Source organism: Agathobaculum ammoniilyticum, from assembly GCF_025567315.1.
Lineage (GTDB): Bacteria > Bacillota > Clostridia > Oscillospirales > Butyricicoccaceae > Agathobaculum > Agathobaculum ammoniilyticum.
Genome location: NZ_JAOQJE010000001.1, coordinates 224654 through 247802 on the forward strand (window position 1 = coordinate 224654; position 23149 = coordinate 247802).

Sequence of the window (23149 nt, forward strand, 5' to 3'; positions counted from 1 at the left end):
CTCGATGTGTCCGTTTACATATTCGATCGAGTAGCTCATATTCGGTTCTCCTTTCTTTGTTGTACTTATTGTACCAAGAAAAGAGTCCGATAATCAGGACTTACTCAAGCATGGCTTGTAATTGGTGTTGAAAAGCGGCGCGTACCTCCTCGGGCTCGACGATCTGTACCGCACCGCCTAGGCCAAACACCCAAGAAAAAAACTGCGGACTGACCGCAACATCCACACGGATGAAAAAATGCGCTTCATCCGCTTTTTGTACCATCAGTTCTGCGCCGAAACGGTCGCGGAGCACGCCGATAAACCGGTTTTCACATCGCAGGCGCACCGTTTTTTCCTCGCCGGAAAACATGCCGAACACTTTGCGCGAATAGGCGGCGATGTTGAAGCGGTCCTGAAACAGACGGCGCCCTTCGCGCAGCTTGTCAGTCAAAGAAATATGCTCCATTTTATCCACGCGATAGTGGCGGATAGAGTCCGATAGGTGATCGTATGCCACCAGATAATAATTTTCATCATCCCAAGTCAATGCCCATGGGCTGACCTGGTAAAGCGCCCCATCCTTGCGATAGCGCTTGCGGATACGCTGCGTGGAGGAAAAGTCAAGCGCCCACTCAAAATATTGGAACGTAATCTGCACCCCTGCGGAAACTGCGGTGTGCAAGGTGTCAATATTGTAATAGATGCTCTCGTTCATGGTTTTCACACGGTCGGAAACATAGACCTGCCGCTGCAGCGCGCGGGCTTGCGGTTCGCTGGCAAGAGCCTCTATTTTTTTGATCAGCTCATTGGATTTCTTTTCCGTAATAAATCGGGAGCATTGGATCGCGTCCACCAGCAACTTGAGTTCGGGCAGTTCAAAATCACGGGACGCAATATAGTACCCGCCGTTGGGACCGCGTTGGAGCATGACATCCAGACCGAAGTCCTGCAGGGCGGCAATATCGGAGTAGATGCTTTTCCGTTCCGCTTCAATCCCGCAGCGGGAAAGCGCGGAGAGAAGCTCATCCATGCTGAGCTTATGCCCCTCGTCCGTCTTTTGCAACAAGATTTTACAGAGATACAGCAGCTTCAGCTTTTGATTTGGATTTTTAGCCATCTGCCTGTCCCGCTTCTGCCAATGCGTCCTGATAGACGGCAAGCGTCGCGCGGTCAAAGCAGACCATGGTGACGCGTTCGATCTCCGGATGGGAGGCGAGGAAGTCTCCAATAGCAGCGATTGCGATGCGGGCCGCGCGTTCGACCGGAAAATGATAGACGCCGGTGCTGATGGAGGGAAAGGCAACAGTCTTGCAGCCCAGTCCGGCTGCGGCGGCCAAGGAATTGCGGTAGCAGGAAGCAAGCAGCGCATCCTCTCCGGATTTTCCGCCATTCCAGATCGGCCCCGGGGTATGGATGATATAGCGGCAGGGCAGGCGGTAGGCCTTGGTTGGCTTTGCCTCTCCGGTTTTGCAGCCGCCGAGCGTGCGGCATTCCGCGAGCAGCTCCGGTCCGGCCGCACGGTGGATCGCGCCATCCACACCGCCGCCGCCAAGCAGGGCGGTGTTGGCCGCATTGACGATCGCGTCCGTTTGGCATTTGGTGATATCGCCCTGAACGATTTGCAGGCGTTTCATATGCAATCCTTCTTTCTGGGAGTCTTATTGGACATATTATACGGCGAACCGAACCAAATTGCAAGTTTGACGCAAGGCATGCGAAAGGATATAATAATAACAGAATGACACAGCAGGGAGAGTGGAACAATGGAAAAGCCCATGTCGCAATACGCTGCGGATGCGCCGCGCGTGCTGCGAGATTTTCTCACCTATATTTCGACGATACAGGGAAAATCATCGAAAACCGCGCATGAATACTACCTCGATCTGCGGCTTTTTTTTAGGGTGTTAAAGCACAACAAAGGGTTGGTCCCGAAAGACCTGCCGCTGGATCAGATCCCGATCGAGGACATTGATATTGATTTCCTGCGGGATGTTACGCTTTCCGATGCCTATGATTATCTGGAATATATGTCAGGGGAGCGGCCGACGCAGCAAAACAGTACCGCGACGGATTTTGGTCTGAGCGGCACCTCCCGCGCGCGTAAGGTTTCGGCGATTCGCGCGTTTTTCCGATACCTGACGGATAAGCGGCATTTACTGGACAGCAATCCGGTCAGCAATCTGGAATCCCCAACCATTCGGAAAACATTGCCTGTTTATCTGACAACGGATGACAGCGTCCGCCTGCTCGAAGCCGTGCAGGGTGAGTATGCGGAACGGGATTATTGCATCCTGACATTTTTTCTAAACTGCGGGCTGCGCGTTTCAGAACTGGTGGGCCTGAACCTGACGGACTTCCAGGGGGATACAGTGCGTGTGCTGGGTAAAGGAAACAAGGAGCGCACGGTATATCTCAACCAGGCGTGCAAGGCCGCGCTCGAACAATACCTGCCCAAGCGTATCACACCGCACGAAAAGGATAAAAACGCGCTGTTTATCAGCCGCAACCGCAACCGTATCAATGTGCAAACCGTTAAATGGCTGGTTAAAAAGCATTTAGGGCAGGCGGGGCTGGATACACAGAAGTACTCGGCGCATAAGCTGCGCCATACGGCGGCGACGCTGATGTACCAAAACGGGGTGGATATCCGTACGTTGCAGAATATCTTAGGCCATACCAGCGTCAATACCACAATGATCTATACGCATATTGAGGACAGCAGCCTGCGGGAAGCGGCGGCAAAAAATCCGCTTGCCTCGGTAAAGCCAAGCCGAAAGCAGGAAACAGACAAGGAAGAGGGAAGCACCGGATAGTGCTTCCCCTTTTATTCTTATTGGAGTGCGCCATAGCCGGCGTTTCGAACACAGCGCTGGCCGTTTTCGGAGAGCATGAACGAAGCGAGCCGTCGGGCAAGCATATCCGCCGGAGTGTCCTTGCGCAGGACGACATAGGCAGAGGGTAGCTGCCATCCGCGATAGTTTCTTCCGTGGGTGCGATACCGTCCCCAGAAAGCAGCTTGATGTATTGCTCCGTATCCAGAACTGCATTGGAAGCGCAATAGTAGTAAAAAATACTGTAGCCGAGTCCATATCCCAGAGGAGCTTCGGTTCCGGCGCTCACGACATCAGTCAGGATGCTTTGCATCGCATAGGAGGTCGTCATGGCGGATGGTTTCGTTGACCTCGTTGCCATGCGCAATGGCGCTCCATCTGGACATGGCTGCCGCTTTCATTGTTGCGGCATAGGCCAAGCAACCTATGTGTACAGAAGACAAGCTACAAACCGGGAAAATGAACCAAAAAAACAGGGAGATATGCGGAAAGCATACCTCCCTGTTGTATAGGCAACGGAATTATTTGCGCTTGATGGTCTCCTTGGCGGCTGCGACGATATCCTCCACCGTCATGCCAAAAATCCCCTTCAAATAATCGATGGAACCGACTTCGCCAAAGCGGTCCTGCACGCCGATGCGCTTCATCGGAACCGGGCAATGCTCGCCAACCACCTCAGCCACAGCAGAACCAAGGCCGTTGATGACATTATGGTTCTCTACTGTCACGATCGCGCCGGTCTTCTGTGCGGCGGCAACAATCGCCTCAACGTCGAGCGGCTTCCAGGTGAACATATTCAGAACCTTGGCGGAAATGCCTTCCTTTGCCAGGATCTCGGCAGCCTTGATGGTATCCGTGGTGCAGTAGCCGGAAGTGATCAGCGTGACATCACTGCCATCTCGCAGCTCGACCGCCTTGCCAATTTCAAAGGTAGAGCCATCCTCGAAAACCTTGTCCACAACCTTACGGGTGATGCGGATATAGAATACGCCGTACATATCCTTAGTCTGACGCATCAAATCGGCCAGCATGACCGAATCGGTAGGCTCAAGCAGAGTGACCTCCGGAATTGTGCGCATCAGGCCCATGTCCTCAATCGGCATATGGGTGCCGCCATTGTAGGAAGCGGTGACGCCGGCGTCCGAACCGATCATGCGCACATTGAGCTTTGCGTAGGCAGCGGAGATGTAAACCTGGTCAATGACACGGCGTGCGGCGAACGGACCGAAAGTATGTGTGAACGGCTTGAGGCCGACCGCAGACGCGCCCGCGGCGACGCCGATCATATTTGCTTCCTGGATGCCGCAGTCAATGCAGCGGTCCGGATACTTTTCTCCGAAACCGACCATGCCAATGGAGTTGATAACGTCGCAGTCAAAGTATACGACGGCATCGTCCTTTGCGGCCATCTCTTCCATGGTGTCCGCAAAGGTCTTTTTCATCTCGACCTCTTCGGGACGAATCTCTTTAACAACTTTGTACATGCGATTAACCCTCACTTTCCAGCTTTGCGATCTTAGCGTCCAGTTCCTTGATGGCAGCCTCGTAATCCTCTTCCGGGAAACGGACGAAATGGTTGTAGAAAGTATCGGCAAAGCAGCAATCCTTGCCCTTGATCGTATTGAGAACGATCATCGAGGGCTTGTCAGCAACCTTTTTTGCTTCCTCGATCGCGGCGACGATAGCGGGGATATCGTGGCCGTCAACCTCCTGGGAATGCCAGCCGAAGTCCTCAAACTTCTGACGGAGGTCGCCCAGATCGCAGATGTCCTTGGTATATCCATCAAGCTGCTTTTTGTTGTAATCAACAAAGCCGATCAAGTGGCCGAGCTTCTTGGTCGCTGCGAACAGCGCCGCCTCCCAAACCTGGCCTTCGTCGCACTCGCCGTCGCCGAGTATGGTATAAACATAGTTCGGCTTTTTCTGATACTGCATGCCCCAGGCAATGCCGACTGCGGCGGATACGCCCTGGCCAAGCGAGCCGGTCGTCATATCAATACCGGGCGTGCGGTTGCGGTCGCAGTGGGAGGGGAGGCGGGTGCCTTCCTTATTCAGCGTATCCAGCTCGTCCTCGGGGAAATAGCCCATCAGTGCCAGCGTGCCGTAAACTGCGGGACCGCAATGGCCTTTGGATACGACCAGCCAGTCGCGCTCTTCCCACTGGGGGTTTTTCGGGTCTACCTTCATGACTTCACCATACAGCGCCGCCATCAGATCGGACATGGACATCGAGCCGCCGACATGGCCGCCGTGGAACGCGTTCATCGCGCGCAGGGCAGCTTTGCGGATCTGAGCGGCGAAGATGTTCATTTCTTTGAGACTTTTTTTCATTTTGCCCTCACTTCGCTTTCTTTGTTATTAATATACCGACTTATAGATCTCAACCATATCTTCAATGGTGAGCGGTACATAGTTGTTATTCAGCAGACGGGTCTGGCCAGCCATGACGCCCTCTGCAAAGCCCTGGAATTCCGCATCCGAAATGCCGAATTCCTTCAGCGGCTTGCGCGGCTGAACCTGGTCGAATAACTGGAACGCTGCCTCCAGCGCCTGATCAGCCGGAACGCCGAGCAGGTCGCCCCACATCTTTTCGAGATCGTTGATCTTGCCCACCGGCTGCTTTTCCTTGTACTTGCGGAACGTTGCCGCGAAAACAAGCTGGTTGGCTTCGCCGTGCGGGATGTGATAGCCGCCGCCGAGCGGATAGCTCAAAGCATGCACTGCGGCACAGCCCGCCGAGCAGAACGCAAGGCCTGCGAAGTTGGAAGCGTTGATAAACTCCTGCGCACGGTCCGTCCACTTGTCCAGGCCGTTTTTCACGATGTACTGATAGCCTTCGAAGATCAGGCGAATCGCTTCCTTGGAGAACAGCTCGGAAACCGGACTGGCCTTGGGGGAGAGGTAGGACTCAGTCGCATGGATAAGCGCATCGATCGACGAAGTAGCAAAGAACTTATACGGCAGGCCGGAAATCAGCTCCGGAATCAGCACAGATTTTGCGGGGAACATCAGAGGGCTGTTCAGGCCGCGCTTGGTGTGCAGGCTGGACAACTCGACGGCACAGGCGTTCGTCACTTCGGAACCGGTGCCACAGGTAGTCGGGATTGCATATACCTCATAGATGCGGGTGGGCTTCTCTGCGTCCGGACTCAGGTCGAACAGATCCTCGGTCTTGTTGGAGGAAACATGCAGGGAGCACATCTTCGCAATATCGATGACCGAGCCGCCGCCGACCGCAATCAGGCGCTTGACACCAGCCGGAATTGCCTTTTTAATTTCATCAACCATCTCGGTGGTCGGCTCGCCCTTGCCATACGCCTCGATGAAAAGGGAGCCGCAGTTGGGGTTGAGCGGCTTGACATACTGGTTGTACAGGAATTCATTTGTTAAAATAAAATCCTCTGCACCGACATTTTCTCCTTCCATAAATTCCTGAAAGGAATCATGGTAGACGATGTCGGCATACATCTTGAATTCTTTCATGGGGTATCCCTCCTATAAAATTTGCAGTACATGCGTGTGTAAGCGCAAAATCGCTCGCGGGAACGGTGCCGGACGCGGCAAAAAGAAAAGCTGCTCTAATGCGCTCGGTGCAGTGGCAGCCGCTGAAATAACATTTTGTGCTTTACATGGTCACTATACCACATTCCATGGCAAAGTCAATCCTAAAAAATAAAATTTAATGAAATTCGGTATTATGTCCAGAGCGGGGGATTGTAAATTTGACAGTCTGCACAAAAAACAAAGACAAAAAATGACGCATACCAGTCCAATATGGCTTCGGGAACGGTTTTATACGAAATAAACGAAAGAATTTCAAGGAAAATATACAATTCCCACAAAAACAAAACCGGCGACGAAAAGTTTTGAAAATTCTATTGACATTCCGGTCTGTTGCGTTTATAGTTTGTCACGGTAACCGAACCAAATTAGTACGCGGTCACGGTACCAAATGCGGCAAAATACCGTAATTACTAAAATTTTGCCACAAAAAAACCCTCTTACTTTCTCTCTTAAAAACAGAAAAGCCCAAAGGACAGAATTGTGCCTTTGGGCTTTTCTGTTTTACTTTTGCAGGGAAATTAGGGAAATTCAATATTGCGGGCTGCAATCACATCGTTCATATCGTATATCCCAGGCTTTTGGCAACCGACCATAAAGGCGGCTGCATCAACAGCGCCAACCGCAAAAACCTCGCGGGAGAGGGCGGTATGCTTGATCTCGATGATTTCGTCCCGTCCGCAGAACAAAACGGTATGTTCGCCAACAATCGTACCGCCGCGGATCGCAGATATACCGATTTCATGCGCAGGACGCTTTTCGCGGCGTTGGTGGCGGTCGTACACATAGGTGGCGTTATAGGGAAGCGCTCCTGCCACGGCATCGGCAAGCATCAGAGCCGTGCCGGAGGGCGCGTCAAGCTTCTGGTTATGATGCTTTTCGATGATCTCCACATCATATTGATCGCCTAAAATAGAGGCGGCTTCGCGAAGGAGAGCGGTCATCAGGTTGATACCGATCGACATATTGCCGGAGCGGAACACGGGGATTTTAGCCGCCGCGCTGCGGATCCGGTCGAGTTGCTCTCCGGTATGGCCGGTGGTGCAGATTACAACCGGAAGATGGTGCTTTTCACAATACGCCAGCAGATGTTCCGTGCTGGAAGCATTGGAGAAATCGATGATTACATCACAGTCAAGCGTACACTCAAAGGGGTCGGAAAAAACCGGAAAATCCGCATATTTTGCCGTATTGACATCAAAACCGGCAACAATCTGCATCGTATTACGGCTGGCGACAATATCGGCGATCACACGGCCCATCCGGCCGCTGCAGCCGGAAAGCGCGATTTTTAACATCTTTTCAAAACTCCTTTAATTTATAACTCGATCCGGCAGCCCACAGCCGCAAGCTCGCGCTGAATATAAGCGGTGTGCTCTTCACTAGGCTCGACAAGCGGAAGGCGCAGCGGCCCAGGATTCCAGCCCAACAGCTCCATAGCCTTCTTGACGGGGATCGGGTTGACTTCACAGAACAATGCGTCGATCAGGTTGTGGTACTTGAGCTGCATGGCAGCGGCTTCCGGATAGCGGTTTTCAAAGCACAGCTGCGTCAGGTCATGCGTTTCCTGCGGGGCAACGTTGGAAAGGACCGAGATGACGCCCTTGCCTCCCAGCGCCATCATGGGGACAATTTGGTCGTCGTTACCCGACCAGACGTTAAGGTCACCCCCGCATTTTGCCATGGTTTCGGCAAGAAGCGTGAAATTGCCGGATGCGGCTTTGATGCCGTTGATGTTCGGATGCTTGGAAAGCTCAAGCAGCGTGTCTGCCGTAAAGCATACGCCGGTCCGGCTGGGAACGTTGTAGAGAATGATCGGCAGGTCGCAGCTGTCGGCAATCGCAGTGTAGTGGGCGAGAAGGCCCCGCTGCGTCGTCTTGTTATAATAAGGGGTAACAGAAAGGCCGCCTTCGGCGCCACACTCCTTGGCAAACCTGGTCAGTTCGACTGCATAATCCGTGTGGTTCGAACCGACGCCGGCAATAACGGGAACCCTGTGGTTGACATACTCGCAGCACCAGGCGAGAACCTCGCGATGCTCCTTGTCGTGCAGGGCGGATGATTCGCCCGTTGTGCCGCAGACAATGATGGCGTCCGTGCCATGCGCGATCTGATAGTCGATGATGCGTCCGAATTCGTCATAATTTACCGCACCATTCGCCTTGAACGGTGTAATGATCGCAACACCGGCACCGGTAAAAACAGGCTTTTTCATAATTGTCATACTCCTCCTTATCGGTCCATATAGCCTTCGGCGCACAATAACTCGGCCATTAATACGGCACCGCCCGCTGCGCCGCGCAGGGTATTATGTGACAGGCTCACAAATTTATAGTCGTACAGGGCGTCCTCGCGCAGCCGGCCGATCGAAACGCCCATGCCGTTCTCCAGGTCGCGGTCGAGCCTGGTCTGGGGCCGGTCGTCCTCTTCGAAATAGGTCAGGAAATGCGCGGGGGCAGAGGGAAGCGCGAGCTCCTGCGCACGGCCCTGATAGCCACGCCAGCGCGCAATCATTTCTTCCTTGGCGGGTTTGTTTTTGAATTTGACGAACGCTGCCGCCATATGACCGTCCGAGCATGCCACGCGCAGGCATTGTGCGGTGATAACAGGGGAGGAGGCAGGCTCGATATGGTCACCTGCGACGCGGCCCCACACCTTCATCGGCTCTTTTTCACTTTTTTCTTCCTCGCCGCCGATGTAGGGGATAACGTTATCAACCATTTCGCGCCAGCTCTCGAAGGTTTTGCCGGCGCCGGAAATTGCCTGATAGGTGCAGACGGCAACCTCGGTCGGCTCAAAATCCAGCAGGGCGGAAAGGGCGGGTACATAGCTCTGAATCGAACAATTGGACTTGACTGCGATAAAGCCGCGCTTTGTCCCCAAGCGCTTGCGCTGCGCCGGAATGATCGCCGCATGCGCCGCGTTGATTTCCGGAATGATCATCGGCACATCGGGCGTCATGCGGTGAGCCGAATTGTTCGAGCAGACCGGACACTCCAGCTTTGCGTATTTTTCCTCCAGCGCACGGATCTCATCCTTTTTCATGTCCACAGCGCAGAAAATAAAATCCACCTTGGCGGCGATCTCCTCCGCGTCTTCCGTTGCGTCGTACATCACCATGTCCTTGAACTTTTCCGGCATCGGCGCGGTCATCTTCCAGCGGCCCGCGCAGGCTTCCTCATAAGTTTTGCCGCGGTTTCGGCCGGACGCCGCAAGCGCGGCGACCTCAAACCAAGGATGGTTTTCCAGCAGCAGGGAAAAACGCTGCCCGACCATGCCGGTCGCACCGACGATGCCAACTTTGTAATGCTTCATTTCCACATTGTCCTCCCCAAAATTACAAATCGTTGGATAATTTCCGCCAACACGGCAATAAAGAAAAAAACCGGTTGAAAAACCGGTATGATCTATACTATAATAGAAAAAGCGGACAATCCGTATTCTTCTAAAAAGGATAGCTCTCCACCGGCATTGCTGCTGATGACAGACGCAGGGATGTTTTCCTCGACGTCCAGCCCGCCCTGCCGTAACAAGGAGAAGGCTTCGGCGGCAGACCCTTTCTCGTCTGATCAAACGGGGTTACGGCCCCTTCCAGACGATACTGATGAAAACCGCGCCTCTATCGTAGTGACGGAATATACATATCGACTTTATTTTAGAATATGGTCTGTTATTTGTCAATAGAAGCCAGAAGAAATTAATAGGAGGACTTTAATGAAATGAACCGTATGAAAAAAATCCTATCCTTGCTGCTTTGCGTCACAGTGGTGACCGCCTGCTTCACCGGCCTGCCCGCGTCAGCGGCCGATACCAATGTAACGCTGCGCGTCGGGCTTACCATCAGTGGGGAAAACGCCTTTGCTGACCCAAAGCTGGAAAATGTATCCGGCGAGGAGGCCGGCTACACGGTCGGCACGATGGACGGCACCACATTTTCCGGCGGCACGGCTTTATCGGATACCCAGCTTACCGTGAAGCTGGTGAACGATGCTTTCCAGGTGTCGAACACGGCGAACGGTAAGGTCCTGTATACCTCGGCGGCGGGCGCGGATCATTTGGCCATCCGTCCGAACAGCGAGCTGACCTGGTTCAGGGGCTATCAGTGGCGCGGGGATTTTGTGTACAGGCGTTCTTCCAGCGGAAACCTGACTGTTATAAATTATGTTGGATTAGAAGATTATGTGAAGGGCGTTCTTCCGTACGAGATCGATCCGGAATGGCCGGAGGAAGCGCAGAAAGCACAGGCGGTATGCGCACGGTCTTTCGCGCTGGGAACGCATAAGCATACAAGCGACGGGTACGACCTTTGCAATACCACAAACTGCCAGGTCTATCTGGGCGCCAATAAAGCGACCGCGGCTTCTGATGCGGCGGTGGACGCCACAAAGGGGGAATACCTGACCTATGAGGGGGAGCCGGTCATCGGGTATTTCTTTTCATCGGATGGCGGCGCGACCGAGGATGCCGCGAACGTCTGGGGTGGTGACTATCCTTACCTGAAAGGCAAGATCGATCCTTACGAGGAATACGACAGCTCGTGGAGCGTGACCCTCACTGCGGCAGAAGTGCAGAAAAAGCTGATAAGCGCCGGATACACGATCGGCACCGTGGCAAATGTGGAAGTCACCAAGCGGACCGCGACGGACAACGTCAATGAAGTGACTGTGACGGATACGGCTGGCAAACAGGTGATCATTGAGAAAGACGAGGTGCGCACAGTATTCGGACTGGACAGCATCCGGTATACGATCACGCCCAATACCTCTGGCGCCGCGGCCGTCCTGCCGCAGCGCGCAAGCTTGAAGATCAGCCCATCCACGCATAAGGTAACCGCGGATGGCAAGCCGGTCGAGCCGCAGGGCTATAATATCAATGACAACAACTACTATAAGCTGCGCGATATCGCCTACATATTGAATGGTACGGACAGCCAGTTCAATGTGGCATGGGACGGCAGGAACAACCGCATCGAGCTGACCAAAGGTGCGGCCTACCAAACGGTCGGCGGTGAAATGGCTGCGCCGGGTACGACTGCGGTCGAAAGCTGTACGCCCTCGGATTCCACGATCCTGCTGAACGGGAAGGGGATTTCCCTGACAGGCTACCGTGTCAATGGGAACAACTATTATAAGGTGCGTGACATAGGGGAGGCGTTAGGCTTCTCGGTGGGCTTTGAAAACGAAACGGTTCTGATCCGCACTACGGAGGACGCGGAAGAGCAGGTTCCCGTTACGAATGCCGCGAGCTATACGTTTCAGGGCTCCGGCTGGGGCCACAGCGTAGGCATGAGCCAGTGGGGCGCCTATGCGATGGCCAAGCAGGGCTTTGACTATGAAGAAATACTCAAATTCTATTTTACCGGCGTTTCCGTTGCCGGATAAACGCGGAACAGACAGTAAAGGAGGAAAGCAGCATGGGCGCTCCGCGCGGGCGTCCATGCTTTTATGATGAAAAAAAGCGATTTTTATTTTGATCTTCCAGAGCGGTTGATCGCGCAGCATCCGCTGGAACAGCGTGACGCGTCCCGTCTGTTGGTACTGGATCGGACGGACGGGTCGGTCTCGCACCGGCATTTTCGCGACCTGCTGGCCTATGTCGAGCCGGGGGACTGTATGGTGTTCAATAATTCCCGCGTGATTCCGGCGCGGCTGATGGGGCATGCGGTCGGGCATACGACACCGATCGAGGTACTACTGCTAACGGATAAGGGCGAAGGGCTGTGGGAGTGCCTGACGCGGCCGGGGCGTAAGACACGCACCGGCGTGGAGCTGACCTTTGGGGATGGTATGCTCACCGCCACGGTTGAGGCCGTTCAACCAGACGGGAACCGCCTGATCCGATTCCACCATGAAGGGATTTTCCTGGAAATACTGGATCAGCTCGGCACGATGCCGCTGCCGCCGTATATCAAGGAACAGCTGGATGATCCGGAGCGGTATCAAACGGTTTATTCCAAAACGCCCGGCTCGGCCGCTGCGCCCACGGCAGGCCTCCATTTTACGCCGGAACTGCTGGAGGCGTTGCGGAAAAAGGGGGTAAAGCTTGCCTTTGTCACGCTGCATGTTGGCTTGGGGACGTTCCGGCCTGTCAAGGAGGAGGAGATCACCGACCATGTGATGCACGCCGAATATTATATCATGGATGCGGAAACCGCTGGCCTGATCAACGGTACGCGGGCTGCGGGCGGTAAGATCTGGGCCGTCGGCACGACCGCCTGCCGGACACTGGAAACAATCGCGGATGAAAGCGGGCAGGTACGGCCCCAGTCGGGCTGGACGGATATTTTTATTTACCCGGGCTACCAGTTCAAGGCGGTCGATCACCTTGTGACAAACTTCCATTTGCCGGAGAGCACGCTGATGATGCTGATTTCCGCGTTCGCCACGCGGGAGATGGTGATGAATGCATACCGGCAGGCGATTGGCGAGGAATATCGATTTTTCTCGTTTGGCGATTCCATGCTTCTCTATTAAAATGGGTAAAGGAAAAGAAACAGCGCCGGCAGATGCCGGCGCTGTTTCTTTATATCAGGTCTTGAACCATGCGTGGCCAAACCGCTCGAGCAGCCGGTCGGCCTGCACGGGTCCGGAGGAACCCGTAGGATAGCTGACAAGAGGCAGCCCTGCTTCGCGGTATGCGGTGCGGAGCTGCTCGACGTATTCCCAGCCGGTTTCGATCTGGTCCCATTGGGAGAACCAAAAGTGTTCGCCGCGGATGCAGGCGCCGATCAGCCGTTCATATGCCTCCGGTGTGTTGATGCGGTTTTCCAGCAGGCAGCTTTGGCAAAAATCCATCTTTGCCTGGGTGATATCAGTGGTATCGCCCGGTTTTTGGATATTGAACTGCAGATAGACGCCCTCGGTCGGCTGTATGCGGATGACAAGAACGTTATGCGCAACATCCGGACGGGGGCGCCGGAATGTTACGACGACGTTCATCTCCCGCTCGCCCAGCTTTTTCCCTGTGCGGATATAGAAGGGTGCGCCGCGCCAACGGTCATTGTCAATAAACAGACGTAAAGCAGCGTAGGTATCTGTCTGGGAATGGGCGCCCACCAGCTTTTCCTGCCGGTAGCCCTCATATTGGCCAAGGACGAGCGTATCCTTGATCGGCTCCTGGCCGACCGGACGCAGGGCATGCAAAACCTTGAGCTGTTCCGCGTGCATATCCGAGCCGATATAATCGCTGGGCCTCTCCATCGCCACGATAGAGAGAATTTGGAACAAATGGTTTTGCACCATGTCTTTCATGGCGCCGGCTTCGTCATAATAGCCGCCGCGGGATTCGACGCCAACGTCCTCCAGCGCGGAGATCTGCACGGATTCAATGAAGCGCGCATCCCACAGGTTGGTAAAAATCGGATTGGAGAAGCGGATTGTTTCAATGTTGCGGACCATTTCCTTGCCGAGGTAGTGGTCGATACGGTAGATCTGGTCCGGAGAAAAAATCGTTTCCAGCCGGCGGTTTAAGTCCTTTGCCGCTTCGAGCGTTTCACCGAACGGCTTTTCCAGAATCACCTTGCCGCGGGAGGCGCCTGATACCGACGCCAGATTTTCGGCGATCAGACCGAAAAAGCGGGGCGCGACTGCAAGGTAAAAAATAAATTCCTCAATTCCGTGCGCGCTGAAATAGTCATTCAGCTCCTGATAGGCGGCAGGGTCGGAGAAATCCATGCGGTAGTATGCGATGCGGGAGGCAAATCGCCCGAACGCGCGATCCGAGTAGGGCAGGCGCGCAAACTTCTGCACCCATTCACGGGCAAGCGCACAGTACTGCTCAGTGGTATACTCCCGCCGCCCGATGATAATGATTTGATAATCCTCGGATTCCGCGCCGGAAATGCTTCCGTTGTAAAGCGCGGGCAGGAGTTTGCGGAAGGTCAGATCGCCAGTGCCGCCAAAAATAGTAAAGGCCTTGCTCATTCCGTTTTCCTCCATTCGTGATGAAATGCTCCGGTACGGTCGGTGCGCTCATAGGTGTGCGAGCCGAAGAAGTCGCGCTGTGCCTGGATGAGGTTCGCGCCTGTATGCGGGGAACGGAACGCATCCAGATAGGAGAGCGCGTTTGTCATGGCAGGCAGGGGCAGCCCTGTCCGGATGCCCGAAGCGGCCGCGCTGCGCAGGCTTTGATGGTTTGCGGCAATTTTTTCGTGGAAAAAGCGGTCGAGCAGGAGGTTCCCGAGCAGCGGATCGCGCCGGAATGCGGCGGTGATATCGTTCAGAAAGTCTGCCTGAATGATACAGCCGGCGCGGAAAATAGCGGCGATCGTTCCCAGGTCAAGTGACCAGTGATAGCGTTCGGAAGCGTCCCGCAGCAGCGAAAAGCCCTGGGCGTAAGCGACGATCTTCGCGGCATAAAGCGCGCGGCGGATCTGTTCGGCAAATGCTTTTCGGTCCTGCACCGGAGGAACTGCGTCCACCTCAAGCAGACCAGCCGCCTTTTCGCGGGTTTCCAGCGCATTGGACATGACGCGCGCGCCTGCCGCCGCTGTGATCATGGAAACATCCACGCCCTGGCGAAGCGATTCCATACTTGTCCAGCGTCCGGTGCCTTTTTGAGCCGCGCTGTCAAGAATGTGGTCGATCAGATCGCCGTCCGCAAGGTCGTCCCTCTCCCGAAAAATGTCTGCGGTGATACCGACCAGAAAGCTTTTCAGCTCTCCCTGATTCCAGTCCGCATACAGCTCTGCAAGCGCAGCGTTGGAAAAACCACCGCAATATTTGAGCAGCAGGTAGCTTTCCGCGATAAGCTGCATATCGGCATATTCGATACCGTTGTGGACCATTTTCACATAATGTCCGGCACCATCCGGTCCGATATAGGCACAGCATGGCATTTGCTCCGCGGTCGCCGCGATGGATTCGAGAATAGGCTGCACCGCGGGATACGCGTCCGCATCGCCGCCCGGCATGATGGAGGGGCCGCGGCGGGCGCCTTCCTCTCCGCCGGAAATGCCAACGCCAAAGTATTGGATGCCTTTTTCGGAAAGCATCCGGCTTCTCCGTCGGGTGTCTTCAAAAAAGGAATTTCCCCCATCCAGAAGAATATCACCTGTGGCCAGCAGAGGGAGGAGCTGATCGATCACAGCGTCGACCGGTGCGCCCGCCTGGATCATCAGCATGACGCGGCGCGGCCGCTTGAGGGCGGAGACGAACGACTCCAGTGTATAAAACGGCATAAGATTGGGATGCGGGTGCTCCAGCACCACCGCTTCCGTGACCGAACGGCTACGGTTATAGCCGGCAACGCAAAAACCGTGGTCAGCCATATTGAGCGCAAGGCTACGGCCCATAACGGAAAGTCCGATAATGCCGATATCACAAAGCTTCATTTTTCATGTTCCTTTCTTTCTTGGGCATCAAAAACAATACTGACGCCTTGGTGGATGATTGTATGGCCGCAGGCCGCGCCGAGGCGGCCGGTGGCAGAGTCGCGCGGGAAGCTGACCAGATCGCCGGAAAAGCGGTTTGCCGCGAGCAGCCAGCGTCCGTCCGGCGAGAGGGCGATATCACGCGGATGTTCGCCTCCGGAGGGAATGCGCTGAATGACCTGCAGTTTGCCGTTCCTTCGCTCCAAAACGACGATCTGGTCTGCGCCGCGCACCGAGATATACAGGAACCGGTGGTCCGGTGAAAGACGGATCGCGGCGGCTTCGTCTCGCGCGGGGTCGGGGGAGACCAGCAGCGGAACACGCTGAAATAGGCGGAATTCTCTGTTTCCGCAGATATGGAAGCAGTAAAGGGAATTATCCTTTTGGGCGGCTACATACAGGGCTTGGGATGTCTCATCCAAAACGGCGTGCCGCGGGCCGCTGCCCTGCGGAAAGGGGATCGTGCCGCAGGGGGTGTGATCGGGAATATGGAACATGCGAATCTCGTCCAGCTCCATGCAGGGGACCAGCAGCGTATCCGCGTGAAAAAGGACCTGATGGCAGCCCGCGCCGGGCGCTATGGGTATTGTGTACTGAAAAACCGGTGTCTTATCAGCAATCCGGTAAAAAGAAACCGTTCCGGCGTGAAAATTGGCGGTATACCCATACGTCTGATAGAACGCCGCATGGCAGCCTGCGCTTCCCTCGGTGAGGGCTTCCACCTGAAAGGGGTGGGAAGACTGGCGCAGATCCGCCACACAGAGTCCGGCCTTACCTGCACGCCCTACGACCGACGCCAGCAAACCGTCTTGGCGTATGGCGAGGTATTTGGAGTCAGGCACGTCTAAAACGCAGTTCTCTCCTGCCAATTTACCGGATTCGGCGTCCAGAAAAAAACGATAAATCCCCTGCGAGCGGCTGGAATGGTAGGTGCCGACATAGCCTGTAAAGCGATCCATAAGCATTCTCCTTTGGTAAGCCTGCAGTAACTCCTGTTACTGTAATTGTATGGGCTGCGGATGAAAAAAACAAGTCAAAACGCAAACAATACCTAACAAAAAGATGCCAATCAAATATCCTGGGAATTGCTATAGTATACAATTCTGATAGAATTTTGTCAAAGCGCCGCGTTTGAGGCGGCAAAGCAGCCATTTCAGAGAGAAAAAACGAATTATTTGCGGTGCAACATTGAAACGGCTGGCGGTTTGTGGTAAAATAGACCCACTGCTTGAAAAGTAACGAGGGAATTATGAAAATAGGAACTTTTAATCTGCTCAAAACAGAGGGATACGCCAGAAGAGGGGAATTTTGCACCGCCCACGGCGTTGTGCAGACACCGGTGTTCCAAAATGTCGGAACGGCCGGCGCGATCAAGGGCGCGGTTGATGCGTTTGACCTGAAAGCGCTCGGATGTCAAATCGAACTGTCCAACACCTATCATCTGCATGTGCGGCCGGGGGATCAGATCGTCAGGCAAATGGGCGGGCTGCACCGCTTTATGCGTTGGGACGGCCCCATGCTGACCGATTCCGGCGGCTTTCAGGTGTTCTCTCTGGCTACGTTACGCAAAATCAAGGAAGAGGGCGTGACGTTCCATTCACATGTCGATGGGCGCAGGATTTTTATGGGGCCGGAGGAAAGCATGCGGATCCAGTCGAACCTCGGCTCGGATATTGCAATGGCGTTTGACGAATGCATTGAAAATCCGGCACCGCGCGAATATGTTAAAGACTCGATCGACCGGACAACCCGCTGGCTGCGGCGCTGTAAGGCAGAGCTTACGCGGCTCAACAGCCTGCCGGATACGGTAAATCCGCAGCAGATGCTGTTCGGCATCAATCAGGGCGGCACCTATGACGACCTGCGCATCGAGCATATGCAGGCGATTGCAGAGCTTGACCTGCCCGGCTATGCGATCGGCGGCCTCGCGGTGGGCGAAAGCACCGAGGTCATGTATCACATCCTGGATGTGGTGCTGCCGCATGCGCCGGAAAACAAGCCGCGTTATTTGATGGGGGTTGGCACACCGTCCAACATTATCGAAGGCGTGGCGCGCGGCGTTGATTTCTTTGACTGCGTCATGCCGACCAGAAACGCAAGGCATGGACACCTGTTCACGCATAATGGTATTTTAAACATTATGAACGCAAAATATCAGACGGATGACCGGCCGATCGAGGAAGGCTGCGGGTGCCCGACCTGCCAGAGATTCAGCCGTGCTTATCTCCGCCATCTGCTCAAAAGCGGTGAAATGCTATCTCAGCGCCTGTTGGTCATGCATAACCTGTGGTTCTATAACCATTTGATGCAGGAGATCCGTGATGCACTCGAACAGGGCACATTTGCTGCGTTCCGCGCGGAATACAGCGAAAAAATGAGCAAAAGGATATAAGGGTATACCAGGCTTTCTCCTATGTGGAGAAGGCCTTTTTCTTTCATATCCGTGCATAACTCGGCATAGCCTTAAAGTGAAATGGGGTCATGCCGTGCGGATTCAGAAAAAAACGATTCTATATGCGGCCGGAATCCTTGCCTGCGGCAATTTGGCGCTGCAGGCGCTGGGATTCCTTTATCGCGTTATCCTCAGCCACTTTGCCGGCGCGGAGGGGCTTGGCGTTTACCGCCTGGTCAATTCCGCCTATCTGGTACTCAATGCCGGCTGCCTTTCCGGCGTGACCATGGCCTGCTCCCGTCTGAGCGCGGCCAGCGAGGCAAGGGGAGAGCGCGGAAAAATCGGTGCGATCCTCCGGCTGGCGTTCACAGTTTTTTTTACACTATGTACATTCTGCGCGGCGGTCATCCTGCTTTTCGGAAACAGGATCGCGGCCGGATGGCTGGGAGATATCCGGTGCGCCAAGGCGTTCCCGTTCGTTCTATTATGCCTCACGCTGACCGGTGTGGAGAATATCTTCAAGTCCCTGTTTATCGGCCTGGAACAAATGCAGTTTACCGCCTATTCCGAGGTAGGAGAACAACTGATCCGGATTTTATCAGTCGGTATCCTGTTATATGAATACCAGGGAGAGGATTACGGAACGATCGCTATGCTGATTTTTGCTGGCATGGTGGTGAGCGAAGTGTTCAGCGCTTTGTTCCTGACACGTCTGTTCCAGAAAAATATAGCGGCTGGTCAGCGCGCCGGAAGACTCGACGCAGAGACAAGCAAGCAGTTTTTCTTTATCGCGTTGCCGCTTTCCGCATCGGCTTTGGTCGGCAATATCATCAGCTCGGCCGGTTCGGTCCTGCTTCCGCAGCGGCTGATGGTGGCCGGACTGACCTATGAACAGGCACTCTCGGCACTCGGTGTAATCTCCGGTATGGCGATGCCTCTGCTTCTTCTTCCAGTGGCGCTGGTCAGCTCAGTCTGCACCGCTCTGCTTCCGGCAGTCACCGCAGCGCAGGCGGTCGGGAATATCAAGCGCGTGCAGGCGTTAATCGGCAGATCGGTTTCCACCGTCGGCCTGATTGCGCTGCCTGCTACAGCGGTGCTGATTCCGCTTGCGCCGCAGTTGAGCGAGTTCTTCTTTGGCCAGCCGTTGACGGCCGGTTATGTAGCCCTGCTGGGAGCGGTCGCAATCGTCAGTTACTACCAGATGTCGTCCGGCAGCCTGTTGAACGCGCTCGGGCTGCAGCATTTGAATGTGGTCACGGCAGTCAGCGCGGAGCTGGTCCAGCTCTGCCTGATGTATCGCTGGTGCGCACGGCCGACACTCGGCATTTACGGTTATCTGCTCGCCATGCTGCTGACCAGCGCGGGTGCGTTTCTAATCAATTTCTGCATTTTGCAGCGGCATACCGGCTTCGCGGTCCGGCCGCTGCGCCGCTTTGGCGTTCCGCTACTATGCGGCGCTACCCTTTTTTGCTGGACGCGGATTTTCTACTCTGTTCTGCAAGAGTACCTCATGAATGATATTGCTGCACTGGGGGCGACAGTGTGCGGCGCAGGGCTTCTATACGTCGTTGTGCTGCGGCTGTTGGGCATACGTCTGATCCGATATCTGTCCCGCAGAATCGAAAAGCCACAGATGCCAAACGTCTGTATGTGGTAGACCGTCTTGACAAAATACCCCTGAACGGATAAGATTAAGTACAACAGAACGGCTCCTGCCCGGCAGCGGCAGGGGCTTTTTTTCGGAAGAAAAGAGGGAATCGAATGGAACTGACCATGTGCTGCCCGACTCTGTTCGGGCTGGAAGGGATCGTCGCGGACGAACTTCGGTTCGGGGGAAAGCTGGAGGAAGTGCATGCCGAGAACGGCAGGGTTTTATTTGCGGGAGATGAAAATACGCTCGCATGGGCCAATCTGAACCTGCGCTGTGCGGAGCGCGTCCTGATCCGTCTCGGCGTGTTTTCCGCGAAAAGCTTCGACGCTCTGTTCGAGGGTGTGCGCGCGCTGCCTTGGGAGCAGTTTATTCCGAGGGACGGGTCCTTCCCCGTCAAGGGGTACAGCCTGGATTCGGCGCTCCACTCCATACCGGACTGCCAGCGGATCGTGAAAAAAGCGGTGGTGGAACGTTTGGGACATGCCTATGGTCTATCCTGGTTCGAGGAAACCGGCGCGAAATACCAGATACAGTTTTCCATTATGCGCGATACAGCGGAGGTATTTCTGGATACCTCCGGCCTGGGGCTGCATAAGCGCGGATATCGCGCAAACAGCAACGCCGCGCCGTTGCGGGAGACGCTCGCGGCAGCCATGGTCAAGCTGGCACGCTGGCGTGGACGAGAACCGCTGCTGGATCCATTCTGCGGTTCGGGAACGATTGCGATTGAAGCGGCGATGATCGCCCAGCGGCGCGCGCCCGGGCTGCTTCGGTCATTTGAGGCGGAGAAATGGGGTTGCCTTGACGCAGACGCCTGGCGGCTGGCTCGCGAAGCGGCCATCGACCTGACGGATGGCGGCGCGCGGTTTTCGATTGTTGGAAGCGATATCGATCCAGCATGCGTCCAGCTTTCCATGGAGAACGCACGGAAAGCGGGCGTTGCGGGTACGGTGTTTTTTGAGCAGGTAGATGCTGTGCAGCACGATTACAGCGGGGAAGGGGTGGTGTTTGCCAATCCCCCATATGGCGAACGGCTGCTCGATGTGCAGCAGGCGGAAGCGCTCTATCGTGCGTTCGGACGCGCAACAGGGAAATCACCGATGAAGCAGTATATTCTAAGCTCGGACCCGCTGTTTGAGCGCTGTTACAGCCGGCCAGCGGATAAAAGGCGGAAGCTGTATAACGGCATGATCAAATGCGAGCTTCATATGTACTATAAGCACTCAATGCATTCGTCTGCTAAAAAACGAGAAAACGGGTCAAAGTGATTCACAAAAAATTCATAAATTTTATGTCAGTTTTTCCAAAAAAACTCTTGCACAACGAAAAGAGTTGATGTAATATAATAATCGAGTTAGCACTCAGGACGAAAGAGTGCTAAACCCTGATTCAGTCAACTTTAATTTTTATAGGAGGAACCCGTTATGAAACTCAAGCCCCTTTCTGATCGTGTTGTTATCAAGATGATCGAGGCGGAGGAGACCACTGCCAGCGGCATCATCCTCACCGCGTCTGCGCAGGAAAAGCCGCAGGTCGCTGAAATCATCGAGGTCGGCCCGGGCGGCGTTGTCGATGGTAAGGAGATCAAAATGGAGGTCCAGAAGGGCCAGAAGGTCATTACCAGTAAGTACACCGGCACAGAGGTCAAGCTGGACGGCGAAACCTACATCATCGTTCGTCAGGGCGATATTCTTGCAATCGTAGAGTAATTTGAGGAGGTAATTTATCATGGCGAAACAGCTTATTTACGGCGAGGACGCGCGCAAGGCGCTGCAGCGCGGCATCGATCAGCTCGCCGATACCGTTAAAGTTACGATCGGTCCGAAGGGCCGCAATGTTGTTCTGGACAAGAAGTACGGCGCGCCGCTGATCACCAACGACGGCGTCACCATCGCCAAGGAGATCGAGCTTGACGATCCCTATGAGAACATGGGCGCGCAGCTTGTGAAGGAAGTTGCGACCAAGACTAACGACGTGGCGGGCGACGGCACCACCACCGCGACCGTGCTCGCGCAGGCGTTCGTGCGAGAGGGTCTGAAAAACGTGGCTGCGGGCGCAAACCCGATGGTCATGCGTCGCGGCATTTCCAAGGCGGTCAATGCGGCGGTAGAAGCGATCGCCAAGAATTCCAAGGCGGTTGACGGCTCCAATGATATCGCCCGTGTCGGTGCGATCTCTTCCAGCGATGACGAGATCGGCCAGCTGATCGCGGAGGCGATGGAAAAGGTTTCGACCGACGGCGTAATCACGGTGGAAGAGTCCAAAACTGCGGAAACCTATTCCGAGGTTGTCGAGGGCATGCAGTTTGACCGCGGCTATGTCACCCCCTATATGTGCACGGATACCGAGAAGATGGAAGCAAATCTGGACGATGCGCTGGTCCTGATTACGGACAAGAAGCTGTCTAACATCCAGGAGCTGCTGCCGATTCTGGAGCAGGTTGTTAAGTCCGGCAAGAAGCTGCTGCTTATTGCCGAGGATATCGAGGGCGAGGCGCTGTCCACCCTGATCGTTAACCGCCTGCGCGGCACGTTCACCTGTGTTGCGGTCAAGGCGCCGGGCTTCGGCGACCGCCGCAAGGATATGCTGCGTGATATCGCGATCTTGACCGGCGGCACGGTGATCTCCGAAGAGATCGGCATCGAGCTTAAGGACGCCACCATGGATATGCTGGGTTCTGCGCGTCAGATCAAGGTCACCAAGGAAACCACTACGATTGTGGATGGCGCGGGCGACAAGCAGGATATCGCCAACCGCGTAGCCGAGATCCGCGGCGCGATCGAGCGCACAACTTCCGACTTTGACCGTGAGAAGCTGCAGGAGCGCTTGGCGAAACTGGCGGGCGGCGTAGCGGTCATCAAGGTCGGCGCTGCTACCGAGACTGAGATGAAAGAGAAGAAGCTGCGCATCGAGGACGCCCTCAACGCGACCCGCGCGGCTGTTGAGGAAGGTATCGTAGCCGGCGGCGGCGTTGCGTATGTCAATGCGATCGCAGCAGTCGAGGCGCTGGCCGAGACCGCCGAGGGCGACGAAAAGACCGGCATGCAGATCGTTGCGCGCGGCCTTGAGGCGCCGATGGCACAGATTGCGATCAACGCGGGCATTGAAGGCGCAATCGTTGTCGATAAGGTCAAGAATTCCGGCAAGGTCGGCTATGGCTTTGACGCGGCGACCGAGACATATGGCGATATGATCACCAATGGTATCGTCGACCCGACCAAGGTTAACCGCTCCGCGCTGCAGAACGCGGCGTCCGTGGCTTCCATGGTGCTGACCACCGAGAGCCTGGTTGCGGATAAGAAGGAACCTGTGGCTCCGGCTCCGGCTGCACCGGATATGGGCGGCATGTATTAATCCAAATT

At 55.1% G+C, this 23149-nt stretch carries 19 protein-coding genes and 1 riboswitch; of the genes, 8 read left to right on the forward strand and 11 right to left on the reverse strand.

The genetic code is table 11. The annotated features are described in order from the left end of the window. Positions 1-100: 100 nt before the first annotated feature. Positions 101-1099 carry a helix-turn-helix transcriptional regulator gene (locus OCV66_RS01125; protein WP_147573676.1) on the reverse strand — a complete coding sequence of 333 codons (999 nt, stop codon included), beginning with the start codon at positions 1097-1099 and terminating at the stop codon, positions 101-103. After that, the gene (locus OCV66_RS01130; RefSeq protein ID WP_054325929.1) at positions 1092-1616 is read right to left on the reverse strand and encodes an O-acetyl-ADP-ribose deacetylase; all 525 of its coding nucleotides are present in this window, start codon (positions 1614-1616) and stop codon (positions 1092-1094) included. The genes OCV66_RS01125 and OCV66_RS01130 overlap by 8 nt, the downstream gene beginning before the upstream one ends. 129 nt (positions 1617-1745) lie before the next feature. On the opposite strand from OCV66_RS01130, the gene OCV66_RS01135 reads away from it, so the two are divergent. Further along, the gene (locus OCV66_RS01135; RefSeq protein WP_147573677.1) at positions 1746-2795 is read left to right on the forward strand and encodes a tyrosine recombinase XerC; all 1050 of its coding nucleotides are present in this window, start codon (positions 1746-1748) and stop codon (positions 2793-2795) included. Positions 2796-3334: 539 nt separating this feature from the next. Here the strand turns inward: OCV66_RS01135 and OCV66_RS01140 are convergent. The 6 genes from OCV66_RS01140 to asd form a co-directional block, all read right to left on the reverse strand. Further along, positions 3335-4297: a transketolase family protein gene (locus OCV66_RS01140; RefSeq protein ID WP_054325930.1), complete on the reverse strand. Its 963-nt coding sequence runs from the start codon at positions 4295-4297 to the stop codon at positions 3335-3337. 4 nt (positions 4298-4301) lie between these two features. After that, positions 4302-5144 (reverse strand): transketolase, encoded by an 843-nt coding sequence (locus OCV66_RS01145; RefSeq protein WP_107630481.1) that lies wholly within the window; start codon positions 5142-5144, stop codon positions 4302-4304. A gap of 27 nt (positions 5145-5171) precedes the next feature. After that, positions 5172-6296, reverse strand: coding sequence for an iron-containing alcohol dehydrogenase (locus OCV66_RS01150; protein ID WP_054325931.1), 1125 nt, complete (start codon positions 6294-6296; stop codon positions 5172-5174). A 599-nt stretch (positions 6297-6895) separates the two neighbouring features. Then, complete coding sequence (gene dapB, locus OCV66_RS01155; protein ID WP_054325932.1) at positions 6896-7672, reverse strand: 4-hydroxy-tetrahydrodipicolinate reductase; 777 nt, start codon at positions 7670-7672, stop codon at positions 6896-6898. Positions 7673-7692: 20 nt separating this feature from the next. After that, positions 7693-8589: a 4-hydroxy-tetrahydrodipicolinate synthase gene (gene dapA / locus OCV66_RS01160; RefSeq protein ID WP_054325933.1), complete on the reverse strand. Its 897-nt coding sequence runs from the start codon at positions 8587-8589 to the stop codon at positions 7693-7695. A gap of 17 nt (positions 8590-8606) precedes the next feature. Further along, positions 8607-9689 carry an aspartate-semialdehyde dehydrogenase gene (gene asd / locus OCV66_RS01165; protein WP_107630484.1) on the reverse strand — a complete coding sequence of 361 codons (1083 nt, stop codon included), beginning with the start codon at positions 9687-9689 and terminating at the stop codon, positions 8607-8609. A 132-nt stretch (positions 9690-9821) separates the two neighbouring features. After that, positions 9822-10004, reverse strand: a riboswitch (Lysine riboswitch). Between the two features lie 89 nt (positions 10005-10093). Here asd and OCV66_RS01170 point away from each other — a divergent pair. Next, positions 10094-11755, forward strand: a complete 1662-nt coding sequence (locus OCV66_RS01170; RefSeq protein ID WP_054325934.1) for a SpoIID/LytB domain-containing protein — start codon at positions 10094-10096, stop codon at positions 11753-11755. Positions 11756-11821: 66 nt separating this feature from the next. Continuing rightward, positions 11822-12847 (forward strand): tRNA preQ1(34) S-adenosylmethionine ribosyltransferase-isomerase QueA, encoded by a 1026-nt coding sequence (gene queA, locus OCV66_RS01175; RefSeq protein WP_107632107.1) that lies wholly within the window; start codon positions 11822-11824, stop codon positions 12845-12847. A gap of 54 nt (positions 12848-12901) precedes the next feature. Here the strand turns inward: queA and zwf are convergent, their stop codons facing one another. Genes zwf through OCV66_RS01190 form a run of 3 tightly spaced genes read right to left on the reverse strand, consistent with a single transcriptional unit; the run spans position 12902 to position 16703 of the window. Next, complete coding sequence (gene zwf, locus OCV66_RS01180) at positions 12902-14296, reverse strand: glucose-6-phosphate dehydrogenase (RefSeq protein ID WP_147573678.1); 1395 nt, start codon at positions 14294-14296, stop codon at positions 12902-12904. Beyond that, a complete protein-coding gene (gene gndA, locus OCV66_RS01185; protein WP_054325935.1) occupies positions 14293-15705 on the reverse strand; it encodes an NADP-dependent phosphogluconate dehydrogenase in 1413 nt (470 codons plus the stop codon). The genes zwf and gndA overlap by 4 nt, the downstream gene beginning before the upstream one ends. Continuing rightward, on the reverse strand, positions 15702-16703 hold the full coding sequence (locus tag OCV66_RS01190; protein ID WP_186949442.1) for a lactonase family protein: 1002 nt from the start codon (positions 16701-16703) through the stop codon (positions 15702-15704). Before OCV66_RS01190 ends, gndA begins: the two co-directional genes overlap by 4 nt. A gap of 290 nt (positions 16704-16993) precedes the next feature. Between OCV66_RS01190 and tgt the strand changes: the two genes are divergently transcribed. The 5 genes from tgt to groL all read left to right on the forward strand — a co-directional run bounded on the left by tgt (position 16994) and on the right by groL (position 23141). Then, positions 16994-18136 carry a tRNA guanosine(34) transglycosylase Tgt gene (gene tgt / locus OCV66_RS01195; protein WP_107630488.1) on the forward strand — a complete coding sequence of 381 codons (1143 nt, stop codon included), beginning with the start codon at positions 16994-16996 and terminating at the stop codon, positions 18134-18136. 94 nt (positions 18137-18230) lie between these two features. Continuing rightward, positions 18231-19793, forward strand: a complete 1563-nt coding sequence (locus OCV66_RS01200; protein WP_147573680.1) for an oligosaccharide flippase family protein — start codon at positions 18231-18233, stop codon at positions 19791-19793. A gap of 104 nt (positions 19794-19897) precedes the next feature. Next, a complete protein-coding gene (locus OCV66_RS01205) occupies positions 19898-21055 on the forward strand; it encodes a THUMP domain-containing class I SAM-dependent RNA methyltransferase (protein WP_147573681.1) in 1158 nt (385 codons plus the stop codon). 156 nt (positions 21056-21211) lie between these two features. Further along, positions 21212-21496: a co-chaperone GroES gene (locus tag OCV66_RS01210; protein ID WP_054325939.1), complete on the forward strand. Its 285-nt coding sequence runs from the start codon at positions 21212-21214 to the stop codon at positions 21494-21496. Between the two features lie 19 nt (positions 21497-21515). Further along, positions 21516-23141 carry a chaperonin GroEL gene (gene groL, locus OCV66_RS01215; protein ID WP_054325940.1) on the forward strand — a complete coding sequence of 542 codons (1626 nt, stop codon included), beginning with the start codon at positions 21516-21518 and terminating at the stop codon, positions 23139-23141. Positions 23142-23149: the final 8 nt, after the last annotated feature.